Annotated in this window: 20 protein-coding genes; 13 read left to right on the forward strand and 7 right to left on the reverse strand. The window is 72.1% G+C overall.

What is annotated here, in order from left to right; translation table 11 throughout:
• Positions 1–527: 527 nt before the first annotated feature.
• Positions 528–1,589: an AI-2E family transporter gene (locus ACIBG7_RS00005; protein ID WP_397334655.1), complete on the forward strand. Its 1,062-nt coding sequence runs from the start codon at positions 528–530 to the stop codon at positions 1,587–1,589.
• Positions 1,590–1,599: 10 nt separating this feature from the next.
• Here ACIBG7_RS00005 and ACIBG7_RS00010 read toward each other — a convergent pair whose 3' ends face one another.
• Positions 1,600–2,637 (reverse strand): serine hydrolase domain-containing protein, encoded by a 1,038-nt coding sequence (locus ACIBG7_RS00010; RefSeq protein ID WP_357918302.1) that lies wholly within the window; start codon positions 2,635–2,637, stop codon positions 1,600–1,602.
• 207 nt (positions 2,638–2,844) lie between these two features.
• Here ACIBG7_RS00010 and erm point away from each other — a divergent pair, with 207 nt between their 5' ends.
• Positions 2,845–3,675: an ErmE/ErmH/ErmO/ErmR family 23S rRNA (adenine(2058)-N(6))-methyltransferase gene (gene erm, locus ACIBG7_RS00015; RefSeq protein WP_397334656.1), complete on the forward strand. Its 831-nt coding sequence runs from the start codon at positions 2,845–2,847 to the stop codon at positions 3,673–3,675.
• 39 nt (positions 3,676–3,714) lie between these two features.
• Here the strand turns inward: erm and ACIBG7_RS00020 are convergent, their stop codons facing one another.
• From ACIBG7_RS00020 to ACIBG7_RS00035, 4 genes are all read right to left on the reverse strand, one after another.
• Positions 3,715–5,067 carry a hypothetical protein gene (locus ACIBG7_RS00020; RefSeq protein WP_357918297.1) on the reverse strand — a complete coding sequence of 451 codons (1,353 nt, stop codon included), beginning with the start codon at positions 5,065–5,067 and terminating at the stop codon, positions 3,715–3,717.
• A 315-nt stretch (positions 5,068–5,382) separates the two neighbouring features.
• Positions 5,383–7,038 (reverse strand): carbohydrate-binding protein, encoded by a 1,656-nt coding sequence (locus ACIBG7_RS00025; RefSeq protein WP_397334657.1) that lies wholly within the window; start codon positions 7,036–7,038, stop codon positions 5,383–5,385.
• On the reverse strand, positions 7,035–8,717 hold the full coding sequence (locus tag ACIBG7_RS00030; RefSeq protein WP_397334658.1) for a chitinase: 1,683 nt from the start codon (positions 8,715–8,717) through the stop codon (positions 7,035–7,037). The genes ACIBG7_RS00025 and ACIBG7_RS00030 overlap by 4 nt, the downstream gene beginning before the upstream one ends.
• A 640-nt stretch (positions 8,718–9,357) precedes the next feature.
• A complete protein-coding gene (locus tag ACIBG7_RS00035; protein WP_397334659.1) occupies positions 9,358–10,032 on the reverse strand; it encodes a nitroreductase family protein in 675 nt (224 codons plus the stop codon).
• 94 nt (positions 10,033–10,126) lie between these two features.
• Here ACIBG7_RS00035 and ACIBG7_RS00040 point away from each other — a divergent pair, with 94 nt between their 5' ends.
• From ACIBG7_RS00040 to ACIBG7_RS00055, 4 genes are all read left to right on the forward strand, one after another.
• A complete protein-coding gene (locus ACIBG7_RS00040; protein WP_397334660.1) occupies positions 10,127–10,720 on the forward strand; it encodes an Lrp/AsnC family transcriptional regulator in 594 nt (197 codons plus the stop codon).
• A gap of 81 nt (positions 10,721–10,801) precedes the next feature.
• The gene (locus tag ACIBG7_RS00045; RefSeq protein WP_397334661.1) at positions 10,802–12,004 is read left to right on the forward strand and encodes a serine hydrolase domain-containing protein; all 1,203 of its coding nucleotides are present in this window, start codon (positions 10,802–10,804) and stop codon (positions 12,002–12,004) included.
• 47 nt (positions 12,005–12,051) lie between these two features.
• Positions 12,052–12,723 carry a leucine efflux protein LeuE gene (gene leuE / locus ACIBG7_RS00050; RefSeq protein ID WP_397334662.1) on the forward strand — a complete coding sequence of 224 codons (672 nt, stop codon included), beginning with the start codon at positions 12,052–12,054 and terminating at the stop codon, positions 12,721–12,723.
• A 168-nt stretch (positions 12,724–12,891) separates the two neighbouring features.
• Positions 12,892–13,521 carry a VC0807 family protein gene (locus tag ACIBG7_RS00055; protein WP_357918277.1) on the forward strand — a complete coding sequence of 210 codons (630 nt, stop codon included), beginning with the start codon at positions 12,892–12,894 and terminating at the stop codon, positions 13,519–13,521.
• On the opposite strand, the gene ACIBG7_RS00060 is transcribed toward ACIBG7_RS00055, so the two are convergent.
• Both ACIBG7_RS00060 and ACIBG7_RS00065 read right to left on the reverse strand, forming a co-directional pair.
• On the reverse strand, positions 13,429–14,406 hold the full coding sequence (locus ACIBG7_RS00060) for a hypothetical protein (protein ID WP_397334663.1): 978 nt from the start codon (positions 14,404–14,406) through the stop codon (positions 13,429–13,431). The two genes, ACIBG7_RS00055 and ACIBG7_RS00060, sit on opposite strands and share 93 nt — an antisense overlap.
• Before the next feature lie 62 nt (positions 14,407–14,468).
• Positions 14,469–15,581 carry a sensor histidine kinase gene (locus tag ACIBG7_RS00065; protein ID WP_397334664.1) on the reverse strand — a complete coding sequence of 371 codons (1,113 nt, stop codon included), beginning with the start codon at positions 15,579–15,581 and terminating at the stop codon, positions 14,469–14,471.
• Positions 15,582–15,892: 311 nt separating this feature from the next.
• Between ACIBG7_RS00065 and ACIBG7_RS00070 the strand changes: the two genes are divergently transcribed.
• The 7 genes from ACIBG7_RS00070 (at position 15,893) to ACIBG7_RS00100 (ending at position 23,827) form a co-directional block, all read left to right on the forward strand.
• Positions 15,893–16,513: a DedA family protein gene (locus tag ACIBG7_RS00070; protein ID WP_357918268.1), complete on the forward strand. Its 621-nt coding sequence runs from the start codon at positions 15,893–15,895 to the stop codon at positions 16,511–16,513.
• Between the two features lie 66 nt (positions 16,514–16,579).
• A complete protein-coding gene (locus ACIBG7_RS00075; protein WP_397334665.1) occupies positions 16,580–17,395 on the forward strand; it encodes a DMT family transporter in 816 nt (271 codons plus the stop codon).
• Positions 17,395–18,606 (forward strand): glycosyltransferase, encoded by a 1,212-nt coding sequence (locus ACIBG7_RS00080; protein ID WP_397334666.1) that lies wholly within the window; start codon positions 17,395–17,397, stop codon positions 18,604–18,606. The genes ACIBG7_RS00075 and ACIBG7_RS00080 overlap by 1 nt, the downstream gene beginning before the upstream one ends.
• Complete coding sequence (locus ACIBG7_RS00085; protein WP_357918262.1) at positions 18,603–19,259, forward strand: DUF998 domain-containing protein; 657 nt, start codon at positions 18,603–18,605, stop codon at positions 19,257–19,259. The genes ACIBG7_RS00080 and ACIBG7_RS00085 overlap by 4 nt, the downstream gene beginning before the upstream one ends.
• A 96-nt stretch (positions 19,260–19,355) precedes the next feature.
• Entirely contained in the window at positions 19,356–20,000 is a 645-nt protein-coding gene (locus ACIBG7_RS00090) for a hypothetical protein (RefSeq protein WP_397334667.1), read from the forward strand.
• A 49-nt stretch (positions 20,001–20,049) separates the two neighbouring features.
• Positions 20,050–20,817: an isocitrate lyase/phosphoenolpyruvate mutase family protein gene (locus ACIBG7_RS00095; RefSeq protein WP_397334668.1), complete on the forward strand. Its 768-nt coding sequence runs from the start codon at positions 20,050–20,052 to the stop codon at positions 20,815–20,817.
• Between the two features lie 7 nt (positions 20,818–20,824).
• The gene (locus ACIBG7_RS00100) at positions 20,825–23,827 is read left to right on the forward strand and encodes a BTAD domain-containing putative transcriptional regulator (protein WP_397334669.1); all 3,003 of its coding nucleotides are present in this window, start codon (positions 20,825–20,827) and stop codon (positions 23,825–23,827) included.
• Positions 23,828–23,847 lie beyond the last annotated feature (20 nt).

Here is a 23,847-nt window from a genome sequence, read left to right on the forward strand (position 1 = left end):
CAGCAACAATCAATCGTCTATAGACGAGGTGTTGCATGATGTGTAAATCATGCACTGGCTTTTAACACACTGTTGAGTTCTCAAGAAACGGACGCGTTCACCGTCGTACCGCCCGGTGGCGCTTTTTCGTTTCGTTCGTTGTGTCTTTATTCTTTCAGACCGTCCGTTCCGAGTCAAATTGACCGGCCCGGCGAAATCTGCGGAAATTCAGACCGCCCCGTCTCCGGGGCAACCCCTCTAACTTACCAGCCTTCTGACCAGTCCGCGAACCGATCTTCTGGACCGCCAAACCAGAAAGGGATCTCCGACTTCTGCCCGCGCACGCCACACTTGCTCTTGCGAGCGATGGTGTGGGGTTGCGCCGTCCGACGTCGGCTTAGAAAGATTAGCAGCGCCCCGGAGTGCTCTGAACGCGTTCGCGCGAAGAGACCGGCCACAGAATGATCACAAGGGTCCGTCCAGCGCCAACAATCCCCCAGAACTTGGTGCTTAGTCGTGAATGCCCACTTCACGGGTATGAACGCTGCGTGACTGATCAAGGCGTACCCAGGGCCTTCATCGTGCTGGTCGGCGCGGCCGGCGCGGTGGTGACGCTGTTCGGCATCCGCGAGGTCGCGAGCATCGTCGGGCCGATCATGCTCGCGCTCGTCCTGGTGATCGCCGTCTCGCCGGTGCGGTCGCGCCTGGAGCGCGCCGGTGCGCCCGGCTGGATCCAGGTCGCGGTGCCGTTCCTGATCGTGCTGCTCGTGCTGCTGGCCATGGTGGCGATCCTCAGCCTGTCCACCGGGCAGCTCGCCGCGCTGCTCCCCTCGTACGCCAACGAGTTCGACGAGCTCGTCGACGAGTCACACCACTGGCTCACCAGCCTCGGCGCGAGCAACGACGTGATCAACAAGGCCATCCAGTCCTTCGACCCCGGCAAGCTGATCGGGCTCGCGCAGGGGCTGGTGAGCGGGGTCGTCGGCGTCTTCTCCAGCATCTTCCTGATCGTCGTGCTGCTGCTGGCCATGTGCCTGGACGCCCCGGCCACCCGGCGGATCCTCGCCTCAGGGAGCGCGCGCCGGCCCGATCTGGTGGAGGCGCTGGCCACCTTCGCCCGCAAGACGCGCCGCTACCTGCTCGTCTCCACGGCCTTCGGGCTGGTCTGCGCGGCGCTCGACGTCGCCGCGCTCTACCTGCTGTCGGTGCCGCTCCCCCTGCTCTGGGGTGTGCTGGCGCTGATCACGAACTACATCCCGAACATCGGCTTCATCATGGGGCTGATCCCCCCGGCGCTGCTCGCCCTGCTGGACGGGGGCGTGAAGCAGATGCTCCTCGTCATCGCCGCCTACGTGGCGATCAACGTGGTCATCCAGTCGTTCATCCAGCCGAAGTTCCTGGGCGACGCCGTCGGGTTGTCCACGACGATGACGTTCCTGTCGCTCATCGTCTGGGCGTTCGTGCTCGGGCCGCTGGGGGCGCTGCTGGCCATCCCGCTTAGCCTGCTGGCGCGGGCCCTGCTGGTGGACAGCGATCCGGCGGCCAAATGGGCGGCCGCGCTCATCTCGGGCGAGGTGCCCAAGGAAGCACAGGCCACCGGGAAGACCTGACCTCCCTCGGTCACGTCGCGCACATCAGGCGGCTCGCGGCGGCGATGGCGTCGCCGGCGTTGCTGGAGTTGACCTCGACGACGACCACCCGCGAACCGTCCTCGGTGGACATGGCGGCTCCGCCGTACCCGTGGAGAAGTCCGGAGTGGGTGAGCACGTGCACTCCGCAGGACAGGCGCTCGCCGTACACGCCGTTCTTCTCGCGGACCAGGGCGCCCTCGGGCAGTTCGCCGCTGAACAGGGCGCGGTAGAAGCGGGCGACGTCGGCGACGGTGGAGACCAGGCCGCCGGCGCTCCAGAAGAGCGAGGCGCTGGCCTCGGTGGAGCCGGGCGAGCCGTCGGTGTGCACGCCGCGGGCGAGGCGGTCGGGGAAGGGGACGGCGGGCAGTTCGGTGTCGGGCAGCGCGAGGTCGGCGATCTGCGCCCGGTACGGCCGGCGGCCGAGCTTCTCCAGGACGAGCCCGAGCAGGATGTAGTTGGTGTTGGAGTAGCGGTAGACGCCGGGAGGACCGGGCTCGCCGGCATAGGCGACGAGCTTGGCGGGCGGCCACTCGTCGAGGTGGCGGTTCCCGCGCGCCACGGCCTCGGTGAAGCGGTCGCCGCGCAGGTAGTCGGGGATCCCGCTGGTGTGCTTGAGCAGGTCGGCGACGGTCGCGCGGGAGGTGGTGGCCTTCGGCAGCAGGTCACGGGCGCGGTCGGTGAGCTTGAGCCGGCCGGACCGCACCTGGCGGGCGATCAGGGCGGCGGTGAAGGTCTTGGTGATGCTGGCGATGCGGAAGCGGTGGTCGGTCCGCATCGGCGAGCCCGGCTCGGCCTCGCCGGCGGCGGCCTGCCAGACGCGGTCGCCGTCCAGGACGTAGGTGACCGCGCCGGGCGAGCCGGCCGCGACCAGGCCCTCGGCCTCGGCACGCACGGGCGGCGCGGGCGGGATCGACGAGGCGACGGGCGGGGGCCCGGCCTTGGGGGCCGGGGCGGCCGTGCAGCCGGCCGTCAGGGCGAGCACGCAGCCGGCGAGCAGGGCGATCACCACCGGAGCCCGATATTTCATGATTGCTTATCGGGCCGGACCGATAATCCGTTGCAACGAGACGGGGCGTTCCGTACCGTGCTCCGCATGAGTGGATTCTGCACCTGCTTCATCCGCATCCGCCGCGGCCGGGCTCTGGCCCGCGGGCGGATCTGACCTCGTCTCCGCCGGCGTGCCCAGGGCCCTTCGAGACCTGTTTCCTCTCGAAGACCCAGAAGGGCAACTGCTGTGGCGCAGTCCTACGCATTCGGCAACTATTCCCACACTCAGCAGAAGACCACCCGGACCAGCGGCGGGCGCACGCCCCGCGACCGGGCCAGGCGCGAGCTGTCGCAGAACTTCCTCACCGACCCGCAGGCGATCGAGCAGATCGTCAAGGTGGCGGCCCCGGCGGGGCTGATCCTGGAGCCGGGACCCGGCGAGGGCGCGCTCACCTTCGCGCTGGCTGCGGCCGGCGCCCAGGTGATCGGCTACGAGGCCGACCCGCTCTACGCGGCGAAGCTGAAGGCCCGCACCCGCGACAATCCGCGCATCCAGGTGGTCAAGGCGGACTTCACCACGGTCCGTCCACCGGCCGAGCCGTTCGCGGTGGCCGGCAACATCCCGTTCTCGATCACCTCGCCGATCGTGCGCTGGTGCCTGAACGCCGACCGGCTGACCTCGGCGACGCTGCTCACCCAGCTGGAGTACGCGCGCAAGCGGTCGGGCGACTTCGGCCGCTGGAGCCGGTTGACCGTCTCGGCCTGGCCGTGGTTCGGCTGGGAGCTCACCGGGCGGATCGGTCGGGAGAGCTTCCGCCCGGTGCCGTCGGTCGACTCCGGCGTCCTGCGCATCGAGCGGCGGGCCGAGCCGCTGGTCTCCCGCGCTGACGAGGCGGCGTACACAGAGCTGGTGGAGCTCGGCTTCACCGGCGTCGGCGGCACGCTCCACGCCACGTTGCGCGGGCACCACCCCGGGCTGGACGCCGCGTTCGCGGTGGCCGGGATCCCCCGGGACGCGGTGGTGGCGTTCGTCCATCCCGACCAGTGGGTCGCGTTGTTCCACGCCTTGCACCGGTGACGGATCAGGGGGTACGGCTCAGCCGTACCCCCTGGCAGGTCAGCGGGAGGGGATGAGCGGCCGCGAGTCGGCGGTCCGCACCGCGGCCGGGACGCGGCGCTCCCACGGCATGGCCAGCACCAGCAGCGGCAGGAGCACGATGGAGGCCCGCGACCACAGCGAGTGCAGCCACCACCAGGTGTCCACGTCGAACTGGGTCATGTAGAGGTAGCCGTACCCGGCCCACAGGCTGACGCCGATGATCGCCGGCCAGGCGAAGCGGGTCGGGCGGGCGATGAGGAAGGGCATGAACCACAGGAGGTACTGCGCGCCGAGCCGCGGCGTGACGACCATGAAGACGAGCAGGATCGCGATCGTCAGGTCGATGGGGTCGGCCCGCCGCCACAGGAAGATCACGACCAGCACGCTGGCGTAGATCAGGTAGGTGCCGAACTTGGCGAGCTCGGGCTCCAGGGCCCAGCTCCCCTCGGTGAACCACGGGGTCCAACCCCACTCGCCGACGATCGGCCGGATGTTCTGGATCTCCTTGATCACCGCCGGGATCTCGCTCAGCGCGGTCCCGGCGAAGATCGGCAGGGTGACCAGGAAGAAGAGCGGGACCGCCCCGGTCAGCACCAGCGAGGCGATGCGCGCGCGGAGGTTGGGCAGGAGCAGCAGCATGCCCGGGATGAGCCAGATCGGCCAGCTCTTGGCGCACAGGGCCAGGCCCATCAGCACGCCGGCCAGGATGCCGCGGCGCAGCGTGGCGCGGTCGTCGATGCCGGGCTTGAGCTCGCGGCGGACCTTGGCGACCACCCGGTGCACCACGTCGGAGGCGCCGTAGTGGCGGACGCGGTCGAGCACCGGCAGCGTGAAGCCGGTGCGCTCCGGGTCGCCGGGACCGCGGGCGACGACGAAGGCGGCCACGCCGAAGGCCAGCGCGACCGGCTCGACCTGGCCGTGGATGCACGCCACCAGCAGCGCGAGCGGGTTGAGCGCGTACTGGAAGGCGCGCAGCCCCGCGCGGGGACCGCCGGCGAGCTTGGCGACCAGCGGGATGAGCGCGATGTCGGCGACCACGGTGACCAGGCGGCCGGCGTACTCCCAGGGGATGCCGAGCCAGAGCAGGATGCCGTAGACGTAGGGGATGGTGGGCAGGAAGTGCCAGCCGCCCTCGCTGCCGAGCACGGGGTCCTGCCGGTTGAGCACCGCCTCGCCGGCGGGTTTGAAGCTCTCCATGAAATCGACCGGCTGCCAGGCGTCGTTCGCCGAGGTGATCAGCAGGAGGACGCGGACGGCGACGCCCACGAGGATGGCTGTGGTGAGCGAGGGCCGCCAGTCACGCCACTGCGCGAACAGGGCGAGCAGGACGCCGCTGACGAGAACGATGCCGGTGAGCACTGCGTATTCCATGGTGGGCACTAGCCTGCCGTACCCGGGAAGTGGCCCGCCACCTGGTCGGCGAATCAGGGATCACTATGAAGTGGCAGGTCAGGCGGTTCGGCGGGGGCATGGGAACGGCCTGCGAATTCACAGGGAACTCGCAGGCGGTCCGCGGTGCCGGACCCCGGCGCCCGGCACCGCGGATCGCGGGATGGGGAGCTAAGCCGCCGGCACGGCTCCCTCGCCGCTCCTCATCTGAGGTGGTGATCCGGGCTGGGGTGCGGACCACCCGTCACGGCCCCCTGTCCGGTGGGGGCCGTGAGCCTTCGAGTGCCGGCCGCCCGGTCAGAAGCCGGCGGTGATGCGGGTGAACTCCCATTCGGGCTGGGCGATGCCGCTGCAGTTGGAGGTCACGCCGCCGCCGGGGCAGGGCCGGTCGCGGTTGACCGCCCAGTACGCCAGCCGGGTCAGGCCCTTGGACTTGGCCCAGTCGCGGATCTGCGTCCAGGTGGCGGTGCTGGTGAGCTCCTGCTGGTCGGACAGGCCGTTCATGCCCGAGATGCCCATCTTCGAGTAGGCCATCGCGTCGGTCCAGCCGTAGGCGTTCTTGAGCGCGGTCTTCAGGCCCTCGGAGGCGTTGACGGTGTCGGTGTACATGTTCGAGCCGCCGAAGTCGAACGGCATGATGGTGAAGTTGTCGATCGGCACGTTGAGCGCCTTGGCCTGGTTGATCAGGCGCACGCCGTGCGCGTTGGGGCCGGTGCGCGTGGTCCCGAAGGTCACGACGACCTTCACGCTCGGGTTGTTCTGCTTGACGATCTTCAGGCCGTTCAGGATGCGGTCCTGGACGGTGTAGTTCTCGAACTCGTCGGTGTTCTCGATGTCGAAGTCGACGACCGCGGGGCCGACGGCGTTGATGACCTGCTGCACCGCGCCGGCGAAGGCCTGCGGGGTGGCGCAGTTCGGGCCGAGCTTGTTGCCCGACCAGCCGCCGAAGGAGATCTGGACGTTGCCGCCCTTCGACTTGATGGTGTTGATCGCCTGCTGGTCGGCGCCGCCGGTCAGCGGCCGGTTGCCGTCCCACGCGGGGTTGCAGCCGTTCTGGGCGAGGATGAAGGCCATGGTGAAGGACTTCACGCCGGTGGCGTCCATGACGGTGGCCGGGTTGGGCGGGTTGCCCCAGCCCATGTAGAGGTACGGCGCGCCGTCCATCTTGCCGCCGCTCTGGCAGCCGGTGGTCGAGCCGGAGGCGTCGCGGCCGGTGGACTCGCCGTTGCCGTTGTATGCCTTGATCGTGTAGGTGTGCGACTCGCAGGCGCCGAGGCCGCTGATCGTGGCGGAGGTGCCGGTCACCGTGGTCTTGAGGGTGGTGCCTTCGTATACCCGGTAGCCGGTCACGGTGCCGCTGGAGGCGCCCCACGACAGCGAGATCGAGTTGTTGGTGCTGGTCACCGTGGCCGCGCCGGGCTGGCCGGGGGCTCCGGTGGTGCAGCCGGTCGTGGTGCCGGAGGCGTCGCGGCCGGTCGACTCGCCGGTGGTGTTGTACGCCTTGATCGTGTAGGTGTGCGACTCACACGTGCCCAGGCCGCTGATCGTCGCGGAGGTGCCGGTCACCGTGGTCTTGAGGGTCGAACCCTCGTAGACCCGGTAGCCGGTGACCGTGCCGCTGGAAGCGCCCCACGACAAGGTGATCGAGTTGTTGGTCGAGGTCACCGTGGCGGTGCCGGGCTGGCCGGGGGCGTTGCCCTGCGTCGCGCCCGCCTTCCACAACGCCGGGACGTTCGGCGGCTCCCAGCCGGGCAGAGAGGTGTGGCCCTGGATCGCGGTGTAGTCGGTCCCGTTGTAGGTGACCACCGCACCGACGGCGTAGGTGGTGTACGGCGCCCAGGCGGGGGCGAGCTGGATCACGGCCGCGCTCGTCGGTACGGCCTGCGCGGGGGCGGCGCTCAGCAGCCCGATCGCGCACACGGCGGCCGTGGCCGCGAGGATTCGGAGTCTCATGGCATCCCCTGCAGGTGAGGCTTGACGGTCTTGGAGAAGGACCAGTTGTGGCTGGCGTCCCAGTTGATGGACCAGGTCATCGCGCCGCGGATCTCGGGGTAGGCGCGCGGCGGCACGAAGCTGCCGCAGTTGGTGCGAGTGGCCAGGCAGGTCAGCGCCTGGTTGACCAGGGTGGGCGAGACCACGCCGCCGCCGGCCGCACCGGGTCCGGCGGGCAGGCCGAGGGCCACCTGGTCGGGCCGCAGGCCGTTCTCGAGCTGGATGCAGGCCAGCGCGGTCATGAAGTTGACCGTCCCCTGCGAGTAGGCCTGGGCCTGGTCGCAGCCGAGCATGGAGCCGGAGTTGTAGTACTGCATGTGCACGACGGTGAGGATGTCCTTGATGCTCAGCGCGAGCTTGAAGTACTCCATCCCGGTGGACTGCATGTCGATGGTCTGCGGCGCCATCGTGATGATCAGGCCGGAGCCGGCGCGGGAGCGCAGGTCACGCAGCGCCTGGGCCATGTAGGTGGCGTTGAGGCCGTTCTCCAGGTCGATGTCGACGCCGTCGAAGCCGTAGCTCTGCATGAGGCCGTGCACGCTGGAGGCGAAGGCGGTGGCGGCCGAGGAGGAGGCGACCGCGACGCGGCCGGTCTCGCCGCCGACGCTCAGGATGACCTTCTTGCCGCGCTGCTTGAGCGCGGCGATGTCGGCCTTGAACTGGGCCTCGGTGTAGCCGCCGACCGCGGTGGCCAGGGCGCTGTCGAGGGCGAAGACGACCTGACCCGGGGTGGAGGTGGCCTCGCCGAAGGCGATGGCGATCAGGTCGTACTCGTTCGGCACCTGGGAGAGCTTCAGCTCGGTGGCGGGGTTGACGAAGTTGTGCCAGTAGCCGGTGAGGAAGTGCTTGGGCAGGCCGCCGCCGCTCTGGCAGCCGGTCGTGGTGCCGGAGGCGTCGCGGCCGGTGGACTCGCCGTTGCCGTTGTATGCCTTGATCGTGTAGGTGTGCGGCTCGCAGGTGCCCAGGCCGCTGATGGTCGCGCTGGTTCCGGTCACCGTGGTCTTGAGGGTCGAACCCTCGTATACCCGGTAGCCGGTGACCGTGCCGCTGGAGGCGCCCCACGACAGCGAGATCGAGTTGTTGGTGCTGGTCACCGTGGCCGCACCGGGCTGGCCGGGAGCTCCGGTGGTGCAGCCGGTCGTGGTACCGGAGGCGTCGCGGCCGGTCGACTCACCGGTGGTGTTGTACGCCTTGATCGTGTAGGTGTGCGACTCACACGTGCCCAGGCCGCTGATCGTGGCTGTGGTTCCGGTGACCGTGGTCTTGAGGGTCGAGCCCTCGTAGATGCGGTAGCCGGTGACCGTGCCGCTGGAGGCGCCCCACGACAGCGAGATCGAGTTGTTGGTCGAGGTCACCGTGGCGGTGCCGGGCTGGCCTGGGGCGTTGCCCTGCGTCGCGCCCGCCTTCCACAACGCCGGGACGTTCGGCGGCTCCCAGCCGGGCAACGACGTGTGGCCCTGGATCGCGGTGTAGTCGGTGCCGTTGTAGGTGACCACCGCACCGACGGCGTAGGTGGTGTACGGCGCCCACGCCGCGGCGAGCTGGACGGCGGCGGAGTGGGCGGGTTGGGCGTGCGCTGGGGTGACGCCGAGTCCGAGGACGAGTCCCAGGACCAGGGCGGCTGAGGCGCGATATCTCATGGAGTCTCCGTCTGGCAAAGGCGGGCTGTGACGCCGTACGGCAGGCGCGGGGGTGGCCGAAGGGCCGTACGGCTTGCGCGGGGGGTGTGAGGCGACGCAAGCCGTACGGCCGGACCCTCGTCGGCAGGCGCGTCGAGGGTCGTTGTGGAGGGGCTCAGCGCAGACCGGCGGCCGGTGCGGCGGTCGGGGAGCCGTGGGGCTCGCGGACCGGGGCGGCCGGAGGCGGGTCTGGCGGGGCGGGCGGCGCCGGTCTGGCCCGGCTGCCGGCCCGCGGGCTCTGGTGCGGAGGGGGTCCTGGCCGCCACTCGGGATCGGCGGTGAAGAAAAGGCTTGCCGGGGCTGTCAGGACGAGTAAGGGAAGGTCGCGCTGCATGATCGCTCCCATGGTGAGGGAACTTCGGGGGGTGGTTCGCGCGGGGCGGCGCGCGTGACGCTGGGCGGCGACTGTTTGTGCAGGTTGTCCGGTGGGATCAGGGGGGTGACAGAGACATCTGGAGTCCCAATCCATGATTTCTTTTAGGAAAGTTTCCTAAGAGTTGTCGCGATCGTAGCTTTGACATCAGGGCCTCACAAGGCCCAAATCCTGGTATTCGGCGGCCTTGTCTGCCGAAGGGAAGATCAAAACCTCAAGAACCGCAGGTCACCCCAGCACCTCGGGAAGCGGCTTGCGCCGCAGATCCGGCACCTCGGCGTCGGCCGCCGCGTAGCCGACCGGAAAGAGGATGTAGGGCCGCTCGTTGCCGGGCCGGCCGCAGATCTCGGTGAGGAAGGCCATCGGGTTGGGCGTGTGGGTGAGCGTCGACAGGCCCATCGCGTGCAGGGCGGTGATGAACAGCCCGCAGGCGATGCCGACGCTCTCGTTGACGTAGTAGTGCTTGACCCGCGAGCCGTCCGGGCGCACGCCGTACTTCTCCGCGAAGCAGACCACCAGCCACGGCACGACCTCCAGGTAGGCCTTGTCGGAGGTGGTCTCCAGCGGGGCCAGCGCCTCGCGCCACTCGGGGGTCAGCCGCCCGCCCTCGTAGTTCTGCCGCTCCTCGACCTCGGCGGCCTCCCGGATGCGCTTCTTGGTCTCGGGGTCGCCGACGACGATGAACTTCCACGGTTGCTGGTGCGCGCCGGAGGGCGCGGTGTTGGCCGCCATGACGGCCAGTTCCACGCATTCGCGCGGCACCGGCTCCGGGGAGAAGAAGCGCACGCTGCGCCGGCGGTCGACCAGGGAGTAAAACTCGCGGCCCCGGCGGAGCATCTCCTCGGGCTCGTAGCGCTCCGGGCGGTAGGGGACGAAGGGGTGGCGGTGCTTCTGCTCGTTCATGCTCGCAAAGTCTCGGAGGCGGGTGCCAATCCTGACAACACCCACCCCTCTATGCTGCGAAATATCGTGAAAACTCGTGGGATAGGTGTCGAATATGCCAGCACGCCGCTCCGGCCTCGACGAGCTCGACCTGCGCCTGCTCCACCTGCTGCGTGACCGCCCGCGCAGCGGCCTGCTGGAGCTGGCCCGCCTGCTGGGCGTGGCGCGTGGCACGGTCCAGGCCCGCCTCGACCGGCTGACGCAGGACGGCGTGGTCACCGACTTCGGCCCGAACCTCTCCCCCCGCGCGCTCGGCCACCCGGTCCAGGCGTTCACCACGCTGGAGGTCGAGCAGGCCTCGCGCGAGGTGATCTCCGCCGCCCTGGACGCCATCCCCGAACTCCTGGAGGCGCACATCGTCACCGGGCCGGGCGATGTGTGGTGCCGCATCGCGGGCCGCGATCACGAGCACATCCAGGAGGTGATCGACCGCATGCTCACCATCGAGGGCGTACGGCGCAGCAGCACCGTGATCACGCTCTCGACCGTCGTCCCGCACCGGGTGCTGCCCCTGGCCGCCGCCGGGGGCGACCGGCCGGGTACGGCTCGCGCGACCACCCCAGCCGCGCGAGCCGTACCCCCTCCGCCGGCGAGGCCCGCCCGCACACCGCCAGCCACGGCGCGGGCGGAGGGCTCGCTGAATTCATAGTAAACCAGTGGGAATTATAGGTAAAGCGCGAATTCGGCGGACAGACTGGACGGTCGGCCAGCCGGATGATGGATTCGGTCCATGACAGTGGAAGGCACGTGCGAGCCTCGCTTCACCGAGGTCGCGGAGGAGTTCGAGCGGAATCTGCGTGAGCGGGGCGAGGTCGGCGCCTCGGTCTGCGTGATCGTGGACGGCGAGACCGTCGTCGACCTGTGGGGCGGCTCCGCCGTACCCCCGGACCGCCCGTGGCGGCGCGACACCGTCGGGCACGTCTGGTCGTGCACCAAGGGCGCCACCGCGCTGTGCGCGCACCTGCTGGCCGACCGGGGCGAGCTCGACCTGGACGCGCCGGTGACCCGCTACTGGCCCGAGTACGGCGCCAACGGCAAGGAAGGCACCCTGGTCCGGCACCTGCTGGCCCACCAGTCCGGACTGCCGGTCGTGCGCACGCCGCTGCCGAAGGGCGCCTTCTACGACTGGAAGCAGATGACCGAGACGCTGGCCGCCGAGGAGCCGTTCTGGCCGCCGGGCACGCGGCACGGCTACCAGGGGCTGCTCTTCGGCTTCCTGGTCGGCGAGGTGGTGCGCCGGGTCAGCGGGCGCTCGCTGGGCACCTTCTTCCGCGAGGAGATCGCCGAGCCGCTGGGCCTGGAGTTCTGGCTGGGGCTGCCGGAGGAGCACGAGGGGCGGGTGGCGCCGACCATCCCGGCCGACCCCTCGGCCGACCTGCCGGCCTTCTACCGCACGGCCTTCGCCGACCCGGCCTCGACGGCCGCGCTGCTGATCGGCAACGACGGCGGCTACCTGCTGACCCCCGGCGAGTCCGACAGCCGGGCGGCGCACGCGGCCGAGATCGGCGCGGTCGGCGCGATCACCAACGCGCGCGGGCTGGCGGGGCTCTACCGGCCGCTGTCGCTGGGCGGCGGCGGGCTGGTCAGCGCCGAGCGGCTGGCGCTGATGGCCCCGGCCGTCTCGGCGGGCACCGACGCGGTGCTGCAGGTGCCGACCCGGTTCTCGCTGGGGTTCGCCAAGGCGGTCGACAACGGCTACCTGCCGCCGGCCGACCGGGAGGGCATCGGCTACACCGAGACCGCGTTCGGCCATCCCGGGATGGGCGGCTCGGTGGGCTTCTGCGATCCGCCGGCGCGGCTGGCCTTCGGCTACACGATGAACAAGCAGGGGCCGGGGCTGGGCATCAACCCGCGCGGGCAGGCGCTGGTCGACGCGGTCTACCGGGCGCTGGGCCACCGGCAGGCAGGCTCGCTCTGGTACCGGCCCGACTAGCTCGCTCCGCCGTACCGGGGCACAAGCCGCCCTCGTATCATGACGCCATGTTCTTCGGCATCACCGACATCTGGGCCTACATCGTGGGTGCGATCTTCATCATCCTGCTCCCCGGGCCCAACTCGCTGTACGTGCTGTCGCTGGCCGCGCAGCGGGGCGTGCGCGACGGCTACCGGGCGGCGGCCGGGGTGTTCGTCGGCGACACCGTGCTCATGGTGCTCACCGCGGCGGGCGCGGCCTCGCTGCTGAAGGCCAGCCCGCTGGCGTTCACCGTGGTCAAGTACGCCGGTGCGGTCTACCTGGCGTGGATCGGCGTGCAGATGCTGCGCGGCGCGATCCGCTCGCTGCGCGGGCGCCGGGCGGCCGGGACCGCCGAGGCCGCCGGGACCGCCGGGACCGCCGAGGCGCGCACGCCGGCGGGCCGGCCGTTCCGCAAGGCGCTGATCGTGAGCATCCTGAACCCGAAGGCGATCCTCTTCTTCGTCTCCTTCTTCGTGCAGTTCGTGGATCCGAACTACGCGGCCCCGGCGATCTCCTTCCTCATCCTGGGCGCGATCATCCAGGTCTTCAGCGTGCTCTACCTCACCCTGCTCATCTTCGGCGGCACGTATCTGGCCACCCAGTTCCGGTCGAGGCAGAAGCTGTCCTCCGGCCTGACCGCCGCGGTCGGGGCGATCTTCCTGGGTTTCAGCGCCAAGCTGGCCACCGCCGGGTTGTAAGTGAGCGGCAAGTCCGAACGAGTACAAAGCGACAGTGGCAGTCGGGACCGTCAGGTACCGTAAGCCACCTCCCCGGGTAAGCCGGCAATCCCCAAAAACAGACATTTCCCGACTGATCGGGTGATGTGTGGGTAGCGGCTGCCCACCGGACGATCCGCGGAGCAGTCCTTGAACCAGCACCAGGTCACCCTCCCCCGCCTGACCACGTTGTTGAAGCAGGCGACACCCCGCCTGCTCGAAGGCGTGGTCGCGCCGCTGGCCGTCTTCTACCTCACCCTCGTGACGCTGGGCGAGCTGGGCGCGATGATCGCCGCGACGAGCTGGGTCTACCTGTGCGTGGGCATCCGCCTGGTCCGCCGCTCCAAGGTGCCGGCCACCATGTTCCTGGCGGCACTGGCCGCGACCGCCCGCACCGTCATCTCGGTCTTCCTGGGCGATCCCAAGTTCTTCTTCCTGCCGCCCGAGCTCGGCACGGTCTGCATCAGCATCGCCTTCCTCATCTCCATCGGCCTCAACAAGCCGCTGGCGGAGAAGCTCGCGCTCGACTACATCCACCTGCCCAAGGCCGTGCTCCAGAACGAGCGGGTGCGGCAGTTCTTCGTCCGCGTCACGCTGTTGTGGGCGCTGGTGCTGCTGACCAACTCGACCCTGGGCATCTGGCTGCTGCTGCACGACACCCTCGGCGGCTACCTGCTGATCCGCACCTCAGTGGTGGCCCTGATCAGCGGTAGCGCGATCACGGTCTCGATCATCGCCTTCAAGCGGGTCCTGCGCCGGCTGCACCACGCGCCCGCCTGAGACCAGCTCCACCGCCCCGGCCACGCCCATCACCAGGCCGGTCATCGTCGAGAACAGGTCCACCAGGCTCGGCACCGCGGTCTCGACACCCTCCGGCCGCAGCGGGCCGCCCACCGCGAGCAGGATCAGCGAGTACAGGCCCCAGGCGAACAGCGAGCCGGTGCCCAGCCAGGCCACGAACAGGTACGGCACGCGCCGCGCCCCGCGCACGAGCGCCAGGAAGGCCACCCCGCCGGCGATGGTCAGCAGCGCGGTGAAGGCCTGCTGCACCGCGCCCGACAGGCTCAGCCCGGCCGCCATCGCCGGGTCGAGCCCGGCGGTGCCGCCGAGCGCCCAGTACAGCCGCACGCCACCGATCACCGCGCACAGGCCCAGCGCGCCCCGGGCGAGCAGCGTCATCAGGGCGGGGACGGCTCCGCCGTACCGGCCGGCGAAGACGGCGGGCCAGCGGTCGCGGGCGTAGATGACCAGCGAGGCCCCCAGCGCCAGGCCCTGCACCGTGAAGCCGCCGTAGACGACGACGTACACCCAGCTCTCCAGCGGCCCGGTGGCGAAGGCGCCCGGCCCGTCCAGCGCCAGCGTGACCGGCAGGCCGACGACGATCGGGACCAGCAGCCCGGTGCCGACCCACAGCGGCAGCAGGACCAGCCAGGCGGGCAGTCGCCGGCCCCAGCCGAAGGTGAAGCCGACCGCCAGGACCAGCGCGACCAGGTCGAGGCCGAGCGTCATGGCGTTGAGCCCGGTCATCTCCGAGCCCGCCATCAGGTCGGGTTCGTGGACGCCGACCGGGTTGCCGGTCATCCACAGGGTCTTCAGCGTCAGGTAGGGCAGGATCGCGGCGATGGCCACGGTGCCGGCGACGATCCGGCCGGTGTCGTTTCGCATGCCTCAAGCGTGCCGGGCAGGGCTCCGGCGGGCCTCCCGCGAGCCGGGGAAGCGCCTCCCCCTCACGGGGGATCGAGCCGGACCGCCAGCAGGAAGCCGTCGCCGTCGGGCCGCGCCTCCAGGGTGGCGCCGGCCAGCCGTACCCGCTCGCGCAGGCCGGCCAGTCCCAGGCCGCCGGGCCGGACGGTGGCGCGGCGGGCGGGCGCGCCGTTGCGGACGGAGACCAGCGTGGGCGTGACGGTCACCCGCACCGGCGCGCCCGGGGCGTGCTTGGCGGCGTTGGTCAGCCCCTCCTGCACCACCCGGTGGGCCAGCTCGGGTGCGGGCCCCTCCTGCTCCAGCCGGACGTCCATGCCCGACTCGCGGGCCCGCTCGACCAGCTCGGCCACGCTCTCCCCGGACGGCGTCAGCGAGGGCGCCTCGCCCTCCTCGCGCAGGAAGCCGACGATCTGCCGCAGCCGCTCGGTCGCCTCCGCGGCGGCGGCCCGCACCTCCCCCGCCGCCCTGGCCTGCTCCGGCGCCAGCCCGGGCGCGAGTTCGAGCGCCGCCGCGCGCACCGCGATCAGGGCCAGGTCGTGCCCGAGCGAGTCGTGCATGTCGTGCGCGATCCGGGTGCGCTCACGCAGCCTGGCCTGCTCCTCGGCGGACCTCGCCGCCCGCTCCCGCTGCTGGAGCAGCCCGCGCCGCAACACCCCCAGCGTGTACGGCAGGGCGTAGCTGCCCAGCAGCCCGGAGATCATGGTGATCCACCTGGCCACGCCGCCCCCGGCGGCCAGCACCGTCCAGACCCCCGCCACGGCCACCACCGCGAAGGCGGCCAGCGACCAGCGCCCCGGCATCCGCCGGCCGCACAGGTACGCGTACCAGACCACCGCGGGCAGCAGCAGCCCGATGGGAACCAGCTTGATCTGGACGAGCGCGGGATCGATCGAGGCGAACAGGCTCGTGGTCGCCAGCCCCTCCGCCAGGTTCCACGGCGCCGCCCCGAGCAGCAGCACCACCGCGAGCGGCGGAAGGCGCCGGCCCACCGCCACCACGACGCCGAGCAGCACGATCCGCCCCCCGGTCACCAGGAGGAAGGCGGGGAGATCCCTGAGAGGGTCAGGGCCGCCGGCGGCGGCCAGAACGGACAGGACGAGCCACCACACCAGGTCGGCGACGAGCGTGCGCTTCACCGGTCCGACCCTAGCGGTGGCGCTCCCTTCCCCTGCGGGGTGGAGCCAGGACCACCGCGAAAAGCGGCTTGAGCACTACTGATCGGCGAGCCCGCGACCGGTTGGATCGTCATCGTGAGCACGACGAAAGTCAGGGTGACGCCCTGCCGAACGGCCGATGTGGGCGCATCCGCCCCTTCCCTAGCGTCGGAGACGTCCCTGACGGGACTCGGGGGCGGGCCCATGGTTGACCGGGGTTGTTCCCGATGGCCCGCACCAGGCCGGTGCGGACAGGCTGGGAGCGATCTCCCCATGTCGATCGGAGCAGTACGTTGTCGCAGGCAATCCTCGACCTGATCCACCAGGTGATGGCGTCACCGTGGTTGTACGTCGCGATCTTCGCGCTGGCGGTGCTGGACGGGTTCTTCCCGATCGTCCCCGCCGAGACCTCGGTCATCACCGCGGGCGTCTTCGCCGCCACCGGTGACACCAGCCTGGCGCTGCTCATCCCGGTCGCCGCGCTCGGCGCCTTCGCCGGCGACCACATCTCCTACCTGATCGGCCGCAAGACCGGGCACCGGCTGCGGGAGAAGAAGGCCTTCGTCTGGGCGCGCAGCGCGCTGGAGGAGCGTGGCGGCCTGGTCCTGGTGATCGCCCGCTACATCCCCGGCGGCCGGACGGCCACGACCCTGACCATGGGTGCGGTCCGTTATCCGCTGCGCTCGTTCACCTTCTTCGACGCCATCGCCGCCGCCTCCTGGGCGGTCTACTCGGCCCTCATCGGCTTCTTCGGCGGCATGGCCTTCGAGAACGACCCGATCAAGGGCCTGCTGCTGGGCCTGGGCATCGCCGTCACGATCACCGCGGTGGTCGAGGTGGTCCGCTGGATCCGCAAGCGGCGCGCGGCCCGGGAACTCGTCCCGGCCACCCAGAACGCCCACCAAGACTTCTGACCTGTTCGGCCCGCCGTCACGCGGCGGTCACCCACCACGGAGACCATCCACCTGAAAGGAGTGCGCATGACGGTCCTGGCCGCCGCGGTGGCACTGGCGGGCTCCTTGTTCTTCGCCCTCGGTGCCGCCCTGCAACAGTTCGAGGCCAGCGTCGCCAAGCCGAGCCTGCATGCGCTGCTGCGCCGGCCGCGCTGGCTGATCGGCGGCGCCGCGATCCTCGCCGGAGGCGGCCTGCACATCGCCGCCCTCGGACTCGGACCGCTCACCGTCGTCCAGCCGATGGGCGTGGCCAGCCTGCTGTTCGCCCTCCCGATCGCCGCCGGGCTGCACGGGCGCCGGCCCGCGCGGCAGGAACTGGCCGCGGCGGCCGTGGTCGCCATCGGCCTGATGGGGCTCGTGCTGCTCATGCCCGAGCACACCGGCCCCACCCACCTCAGCCCCCAGGGCGCCGTCACCTTGCTGGGCGTGTCCGGCGTGGCCGCGGTGCTGCTGTGGGCCGGCTCGCGCGTGGCCTCGCCGGCCGGGCGCGCGGCCCTGCTGGCCACCAGCTCCGGCGTGCTGTACGGCGCGACCGCCACCCTGGTCCGCGTGCTGATCGACGGCGGCTGGAACTGGTGGTACGCCCTGGCTCTTCCGATCCCCGCGCTGCTCGCCCTGATGATGCTGCAGCGCGCCTACTCCTTCGGCCACTTCGGCGTCTCCTTCGCCTCGTTGCAGATCGCCGACCCGCTCACCGCGGTCGCCTTCGGCGCTCTGCTGCTGGGCGAACCGCTGCCCACCGGGGTCCTCCCGGTCCTCGCCGCCGCGCTCGCCGCGGCCGGCACCGTCGCGCTCGCGCGCACCACCCCCCTTGACGCACGCCCCTTGGAAAGGACCCTCTGATGGCCACCCCGATGCACACCTTGACACCGCAGCTCGCCCCGGCCCCGGCGCCCGCCCGGCCGCGCCGCGTGCTGATCTCCACCGACACCTACCCGCCGGACGTCAACGGGGCCGCCTACTTCACCCACCGCCTGGCCACCGGACTGGCCGAGCGCGGCAACCAGGTGCACGTGATCTGCCAGTCGGAGGACGGGCCGCGCAAGACCGACCTGGTGGACGGCGTGGTGGTGCACCGGCTGCGGTCGGCCCCGCTGCTGGTGCACCCGACGATGCGGGTGACGGTGCCGGGCCGGCTCGACCGGCTGATGGCGGCCATCGAGCCGGACGTGCTGCACACCCAGGGGCATTTCGTCGTCGGCCGGGCGGCCATCGCCGCGGCCCGGCGGCGCGGGGTGCCGGTGGTGGCGACCAACCACTTCATGCCCGACAACCTCTTCCAGTTCGCGCACATCCCCGACCGGCTCCGGATCAAGGCCGGGCGGATCGCCTGGCGCGACTTCGCCCGGATCTTCGCCAAGGCCGACCACATCACCACGCCCACCCGGCTGGCCGCCGAGCTGCTGTCCGACCAGGGCTTCCAGCGCGAGGTCGAGGCGGTCTCCTGCGGGATCGACCTGGCCCGCTTCCACCCGCACACCGAACCCAAGGCGTGGGCGCGCAAGCTCTTCGACCTGGAGGACCGGCCCACGGTGCTGTTCGTCGGGCGGCTGGACGAGGAGAAGCGGCTGGACGAGCTGGTGCGGGCGCTGCCGTACATCCTGAACACGACCGACGCGCAGCTCGCCTTCGTCGGCAAGGGCAACCAGCGCGGCAAGCTGGAGCAGCTCGCCCGCCGGATCGGCGTGGGCGACCGGGTGCGGTTCCTCGGGTTCGTGCCGGACGAGCAGATGCCGCAGGCCTTCGCCGCGGCCGACGCGTTCGGCATGCCGGGCGTCGCCGAACTGCAGTCGATCGCGACCCTGGAGGCGATGGCCAGCGGGCTGCCCGTGGTGGCCGCCGACGCGATGGCCCTGCCGCACCTGGTGGACGGCAACGGCTACCTCTACCAGCCGGGCGACGTGATCTCCCTGGCCCGGCACCTGACCTCGATCCTCACCGACGAGGCGCTGCGCGAGCGCCTGGGCAAGGCCAGCCGAGAGCTCGCGCTCACCCACGACCACCAGACCTCCCTGGCCCGGTTCGAGCAGATCTACGACGAGGTGGCGCGATGACGAAAGGGGTCGTGGCCGGCTGCGGCGCCGCGCTGGCGGGGATGATCTACGTGCACGTGGCCCTGCCGATGCAGCCCCTGCTCAGCGACTACGCCCTGCTGCCCGGCGGCATGCTGCCGGTGATGCTCGGCATGCTGGCGCTGGCCGGCGGGTGCCTCAGCCTGGCCTACGGGCTGACGTTGCGCGAGCCGAACCGGAGCGCGGCGGCCCGGGTGCTGCTGATGGCGGCCGGGGGCGGGCTGATGCTTAGCGCGATCTTCCCGACCGATCCGCACAGCGGCGCCGACACCCTGGGCGGGGAGATCCACCGCTGGGCCGCCGCCGTCTTCTTCACCGCCCTGCCGGTGGCCGGCTGGGTCCTGGCCCGCGGGCGCGAGGCGGGGGCGCGCTGGGGGTCGGTGCGGGTGCTGAGCGGCGGGGCCGGACTGGTGCTGGCCGCCTACCTGCTGGCGCACCCGGCGAGCTTCATCTCGGGCTGGATCGACGGTGCGGCCTACTACGGGCTGCTGGAGCGGGCCTTGGTCGGGGTGGACCTGGTGCTCCTGGTCGGGATGGCGATCGCCACGGGCGCCACCGCCACCGCCCGCACCGCTGCCCCGGAACCCGCCGAGCCGGACGCCGACGAGCCCAGCCCGCTCCGCCTCGTCGCCTAGACCGCCGCGCCCGTCCCTTGCAGTCCCTCCCCTGTCATCTGGGGCGGCGGGCACGTTTCGACGGGGGTCGAAACCTCTCCGTCCTACCGTGGACGCATGCTCATCACCCGAAACTCCGAGGCCCTGGCGGTGTTGTCCGACCCGCTGCGGGCGCCGGCCCCGGTCGAGGCGGGCGCGCCCCGGGGCACCCTGGCCTGGTTGCGCGGCCAGGTCTCCCGGTTCTCCTCCGGCGCGGCCCACGCCGAACGCCGGGCCGCGGTCACCGCGGTGCTCGACCGGCTCGACCCGCACGACCTTCGGAAGGCCGCGGCGCGCCTGGCGCACGAGCCGCCGGAGCGGGTGGCGGTGCTGGTGCTCGGTGCGGCCCTCGGGGTCGAGGACCTGGAGACGCTGGCCGGTCAGGTCGCGGCGGCGGCGCGGGGCTACCTGTCCGGCGAGGCGGACGCCGAGGCCGACGCGGCGGTGGCCGAGCTCATCGGCCGCCTCCCGATCGCCGAGCTGACCGTCCTGCTCCAGGCGCACGCCGCCACCGGCGCCCTGCTGGCCGTCGCGGCCGGCCGGGACCTCGACGAGGTCCTGCGCGACGACCCGCCGGTGCGGGTGCTGCGGCGCGAGGGCGTCGAGATCGACGTGCCGGCCGCCAACCAGGACGGCCCCTGCCTCACCTTCGGGTACGGCCCGCGCGCCTGCCCTGGCCAACCCCACGCCCGCGCCATCGCCGAAGGCTGGCTGAGCCGATGAGCCCTACCCACGCCACCGCCACCCCTACACCGGAAAGGTCGTTGAGCCGATGACCGCCGCCTCTCCCGCGCAGGCGTTCGCGCTGCTGCACCGGCCCGGTGACCCGCTGGTGCTGCCGAACGCCTGGGACTACGCCTCGGCCGCGCTGCTGGCCGCCCACGGCTTCCCGGCGGTCGCCACCACGAGCCTCGGTGTGGCCGCCGTGCACGGCCTGCCGGACGGCCAGGAGGCCACCCGCGACCAGGCCGTCGCCCTCGCCGGACTGCTGACCAGGCTGCCGGTGCTGGTCACCGTGGACGCCGAGAACGGCTACAGCGACGACCCGGCGAAGGTGGCCGAGCTGGTCGCGACCCTGCGCGACCTGGGCGTCGCCGGGGTCAACCTGGAGGACGGCAAGCCCGACGGCACCCTGCGCGACGTCGGGCACCAGCGCGAGATCCTCGCCGCCGCCTGCGGTCAGGGCGTGTTCGTCAACGCCCGCACCGACACCTGCTGGCTGGGCACCGGCGACACCCTGGAGCGCGCCGAGGCCTACGCCCTGGCCGACGGCCTGTTCGTGCCCGGCCTGACCGACCCCGAGGCGGTCGCCGCCGTGGTGGCGGCCACGCCCCGGCCGCTCAACGTGCTCTACCAGCCCGGCGGTCCCTCGGTGGCCGAGCTCGCGGCGGCCGGGGCGGCGCGGATCAGCATGGGCTCGCTCCTGTACCGCGCCGCCCTGCGCACCGCGCTGGCGACCGTACTGGAGCTGAGGGGCGAGCCCGCGCCCGCCCTGCCCACCGCCGCGGAAATCGTGCGGATGCTCGCCGAACCGCGATAATCGGGGCATGCGGCTGGAGATCCTGGGTCCCGTCCGTGCCGGTGAGGCCGAGGTGGGCGGTCCGCGGGTGCGGGCCCTGCTGGTGCTCCTGGCGCTGGAGGCGGGCCGGATCGTGCCCGCCGACCGCCTCATCGACGGCCTGTACGGCGAGCGTCCCCCCGAGGACGCGGCCAACGCGCTCCAGTCTCAGGTCTCGCGGCTGCGCCGCGCCCTGGGCCGGGAGCTGATCGAGCACCACCCCGCCGGGTACCGGTTGGCCGTCGACCCGCTGGAGGTCGATCTGCACCGCTTCGAGCACCTGGCCGCCGAGGGCCGCCGTGCCCGGGGCGAGGGCGACCCCGAGCGGGCGGCGGCGCTGCTCGGCGAGGCGCTGGCGTTGTGGCGTGGCCGTCCCGAAGTGCCCGAGACGCAGGCCACCCGGCTGGAGGAGCTGCGCCTGGCCGCGGTGGAGGACGAGGTGCGGGCCCGGCTCGACCTGGGCGGCCACCGCGAGCTGGTCGCCAGGCTGAGCGAGCTCGTCCGGCTGCACCCGCTGCGCGAGGGGCTGCGCGCTTTGCTGATCCGCGCGCTGTACGGCAGCGGGCGGCAGGCCGACGCGCTGGCCGTCTTCGAGGAGGGCCGCCGCATCCTCGACGAGGAGCTGGGCGTCGAGCCCGGCCCCGAGCTGGCCGCCGCGCAGCTCGCCGTGCTGCGGGCCGATCCCGCGCTCGGCCCCGTCCGGAACGCTCCCGTCCCGCCCGCCCGGGTGGGCCTGCGCGCCCAGCTCACCAGCTTCGTCGGCCGCTCCGGCGACCTGGCCCGGCTGGCGACGCTGCTGACCACCAGCCGCCTGGTCACGCTGATCGGGCCGGGCGGAGCGGGCAAGACCCGGCTGGCCGTCGAGGCCGCGGCGGCGGAGCCGGGCGACGTCACGCTGGTCGAGCTGGCCCCGGTGCCGGACGGTTCGCAGCTCACCGCTGCCGTGCTGGACGCGCTCGGGGTGCGCGAGTCGCTGCGCAGCGACGTGCCCACGCCCGACCCCGCCGCGCGGCTGATCACGGCCCTGGCCGGGCGGCGGCTGCTGCTGGTCCTGGACAACTGCGAGCACGTCGTCGACGCCGCCGCCGGCCTGGCCGACCGGCTGCTGGCCACCTGTCCCGACCTGCGCGTGCTGGCCACCAGCCGGGAGGCGCTGGCGATCACCGGCGAGGCCGTGCACCCGGTCACGCCGCTCAAGCCGCCGCCGCCCGGGCTGCCCGCGGCCGAGGCCCTCACCTACCCGGCCGTGCGGCTGTTCGCCGACCGGGCCGCCGCGGTCCGGCCCGAGTTCGCGGTGGACGAGGCGACCGTCGAGCACGTGACGCGGATCTGCCGGGCGCTGGACGGGCTGCCGCTGGCGATCGAGCTGGCCGCCGCGCGGCTGCGCACCCTGCCGCTGGGCGAGCTGGCCGGACGGCTCGACGACCGCTTCCGGCTGCTGGCCCGCGGCAGCCGTACCGCCCTGCCCCGGCACCAGACGTTGCGCGCGGTGGTGGCGTGGAGCTGGGACCTGCTCGACCCGGAGGAGCAGGCGCTGGCCAGGCGGCTGACCGTGTTCGTCGGCGGCGCGAGCCTGGAGGCGGCCGAGCGGGTCTGCGGGCTGCCGGAGGAGCTGCTGCACTCGCTGGTGGACAAGTCGCTGGTGGCGGAGGTGGACGGCCGCTACCGGATGCTGGAGACGATCCGCGCGTTCTGCGCCGAGCACCTGGCCGAGGCCGGTGAGGTCGAGGCGACCCGGCGCGCGCACGCCGCCTTCTACCTGGAGCTGGCCCAGCGCGCCGATCCGCACCTGCGCGGGGGCGAGCAACTGGAGTGGCTGGCGCTGCTCGACGCCGAGAGCGACGACCTGCGGGCGGCGCTGGGCTGGGCGATCTCCGCCGGGGAGGTGGCGTTCGGGCTGCGGCTGGTGACGGCGGTGGCCTGTTACTGGTGGTTGCGCGGGCACCGGCTGATCAGCGCCGAACTCGTCGGCGAGCTGCTCGGCCTGGTCGGCCCCGAGCCGCCTCCGGGCCTGTGGGAGGAGTACGCGATGTGCGTGCTCATCGCGGGCTGGACCGGCCGGCCGACGCCCGAGCTGACCGAGCGCCTGCGGCGGCTGCGGGCCGAGGTGTCGATCAAGAACTTCCCGTACCGGGTGGAGTTCCTGTCGATGTTCCTGTCGATGTTCACCGGGCCGCCGGACGATCTGGTCGTGGACGACCTGGTCAACTACCCGCGCGAGGGGCTCAGCCCGTGGATCTGCGCGCTCACCCACATCGGGCCGGCCTTCGTCTGGGTCAACACGGGCGAGACCGAGCTGGCCAAGCAGGCCCTGCGCGAGGGGCTGGCCGCCTTCACCGAGATCGGCGACCGCTGGGGCACCACGCTGGCGCTGTCCGGGCTGGGCGACCTGGCCTTCCAGAGCGGCGACCACGCCGAGGCGCTGCGGCTGGCCGAACGGGGCGGCGTGCTGGCCAGGGAGCTCGGCTCGGGGGCGGACGAGGCCGAGTACCTCGCACGCAAGGCCGACTGCCTGCTGTTGCTGGGTGAGCTGGAGCAGGCGCGCGAGAGCTTCCAGGCGTCGGTGGAGCTGTCCAGGCGGGCCGGCGCGGCCGACGGCCTGGCCCGGGCGCTCATCGGGCTCGGCGAGGTGGAACTGGCCGCCGGGCACAGCGAGGCCGGTCGGACGCTGCTGGAGCAGGCGCTGGCCGAGTGCCCGGACGCCTGGTACAGCGCGGAGGAGCTCAAGCAGCGGGCCCAGCTCGCGCTGGCCCGCGCCGACCTGGCCGACGGCGAGCCGCGGACCGCGCTGCGGCGGTGCGTGGACGTGCTGGCTTGGGGGGTGGCGGGCAACGCGGGCGTGGCGGTGCTGGCCATGAAGCGGCTCGGCGAGGTGGTGGAGGCCTGCGGCGACGCCGAGCTGGCCGCGCGGCTGCCGCAGCTCTCCCCCGCCGAGGCCCTGGCCCTGCTCCGCCTCCGGAAGGACGGTGAGCGGGCGGTCAGCGGGCGGTAGGCGGCCGGTCAGCGGTGCGC

This window comes from Nonomuraea sp. NPDC050328 (assembly GCF_044459405.1).
Taxonomy (GTDB): Bacteria; Actinomycetota; Actinomycetes; order Streptosporangiales; family Streptosporangiaceae; genus Nonomuraea.

What these genes read in the sequence shown, in the direction of transcription:
- ACIBG7_RS00020 (WP_357918297.1), bottom strand. Translation starts at nt 5,067, where the DNA reads ATGGAATACGCAGTGCTCACCGGCATCGTTCTCGTCAGCGGCGTCCTG.
- ACIBG7_RS00010 (WP_357918302.1), bottom strand. Translation starts at nt 2,637, where the DNA reads ATGAAATATCGGGCTCCGGTGGTGATCGCCCTGCTCGCCGGCTGCGTG.
- ACIBG7_RS00085 (WP_357918262.1), top strand. Translation starts at nt 18,603, where the DNA reads ATGACGAAAGGGGTCGTGGCCGGCTGCGGCGCCGCGCTGGCGGGGATG.
- ACIBG7_RS00060 (WP_397334663.1), bottom strand. Translation starts at nt 14,406, where the DNA reads ATGCGAAACGACACCGGCCGGATCGTCGCCGGCACCGTGGCCATCGCC.
- ACIBG7_RS00040 (WP_397334660.1), top strand. Translation starts at nt 10,127, where the DNA reads ATGCCAGCACGCCGCTCCGGCCTCGACGAGCTCGACCTGCGCCTGCTC.
- ACIBG7_RS00095 (WP_397334668.1), top strand. Translation starts at nt 20,050, where the DNA reads ATGACCGCCGCCTCTCCCGCGCAGGCGTTCGCGCTGCTGCACCGGCCC.
- ACIBG7_RS00035 (WP_397334659.1), bottom strand. Translation starts at nt 10,032, where the DNA reads ATGAACGAGCAGAAGCACCGCCACCCCTTCGTCCCCTACCGCCCGGAG.
- ACIBG7_RS00075 (WP_397334665.1), top strand. Translation starts at nt 16,580, where the DNA reads ATGACGGTCCTGGCCGCCGCGGTGGCACTGGCGGGCTCCTTGTTCTTC.
- ACIBG7_RS00090 (WP_397334667.1), top strand. Translation starts at nt 19,356, where the DNA reads ATGCTCATCACCCGAAACTCCGAGGCCCTGGCGGTGTTGTCCGACCCG.
- ACIBG7_RS00025 (WP_397334657.1), bottom strand. Translation starts at nt 7,038, where the DNA reads ATGAGACTCCGAATCCTCGCGGCCACGGCCGCCGTGTGCGCGATCGGG.
- ACIBG7_RS00045 (WP_397334661.1), top strand. Translation starts at nt 10,802, where the DNA reads ATGACAGTGGAAGGCACGTGCGAGCCTCGCTTCACCGAGGTCGCGGAG.
- leuE (WP_397334662.1), top strand. Translation starts at nt 12,052, where the DNA reads ATGTTCTTCGGCATCACCGACATCTGGGCCTACATCGTGGGTGCGATC.
- ACIBG7_RS00080 (WP_397334666.1), top strand. Translation starts at nt 17,395, where the DNA reads ATGGCCACCCCGATGCACACCTTGACACCGCAGCTCGCCCCGGCCCCG.
- ACIBG7_RS00100 (WP_397334669.1), top strand. Translation starts at nt 20,825, where the DNA reads ATGCGGCTGGAGATCCTGGGTCCCGTCCGTGCCGGTGAGGCCGAGGTG.
- ACIBG7_RS00030 (WP_397334658.1), bottom strand. Translation starts at nt 8,717, where the DNA reads ATGAGATATCGCGCCTCAGCCGCCCTGGTCCTGGGACTCGTCCTCGGA.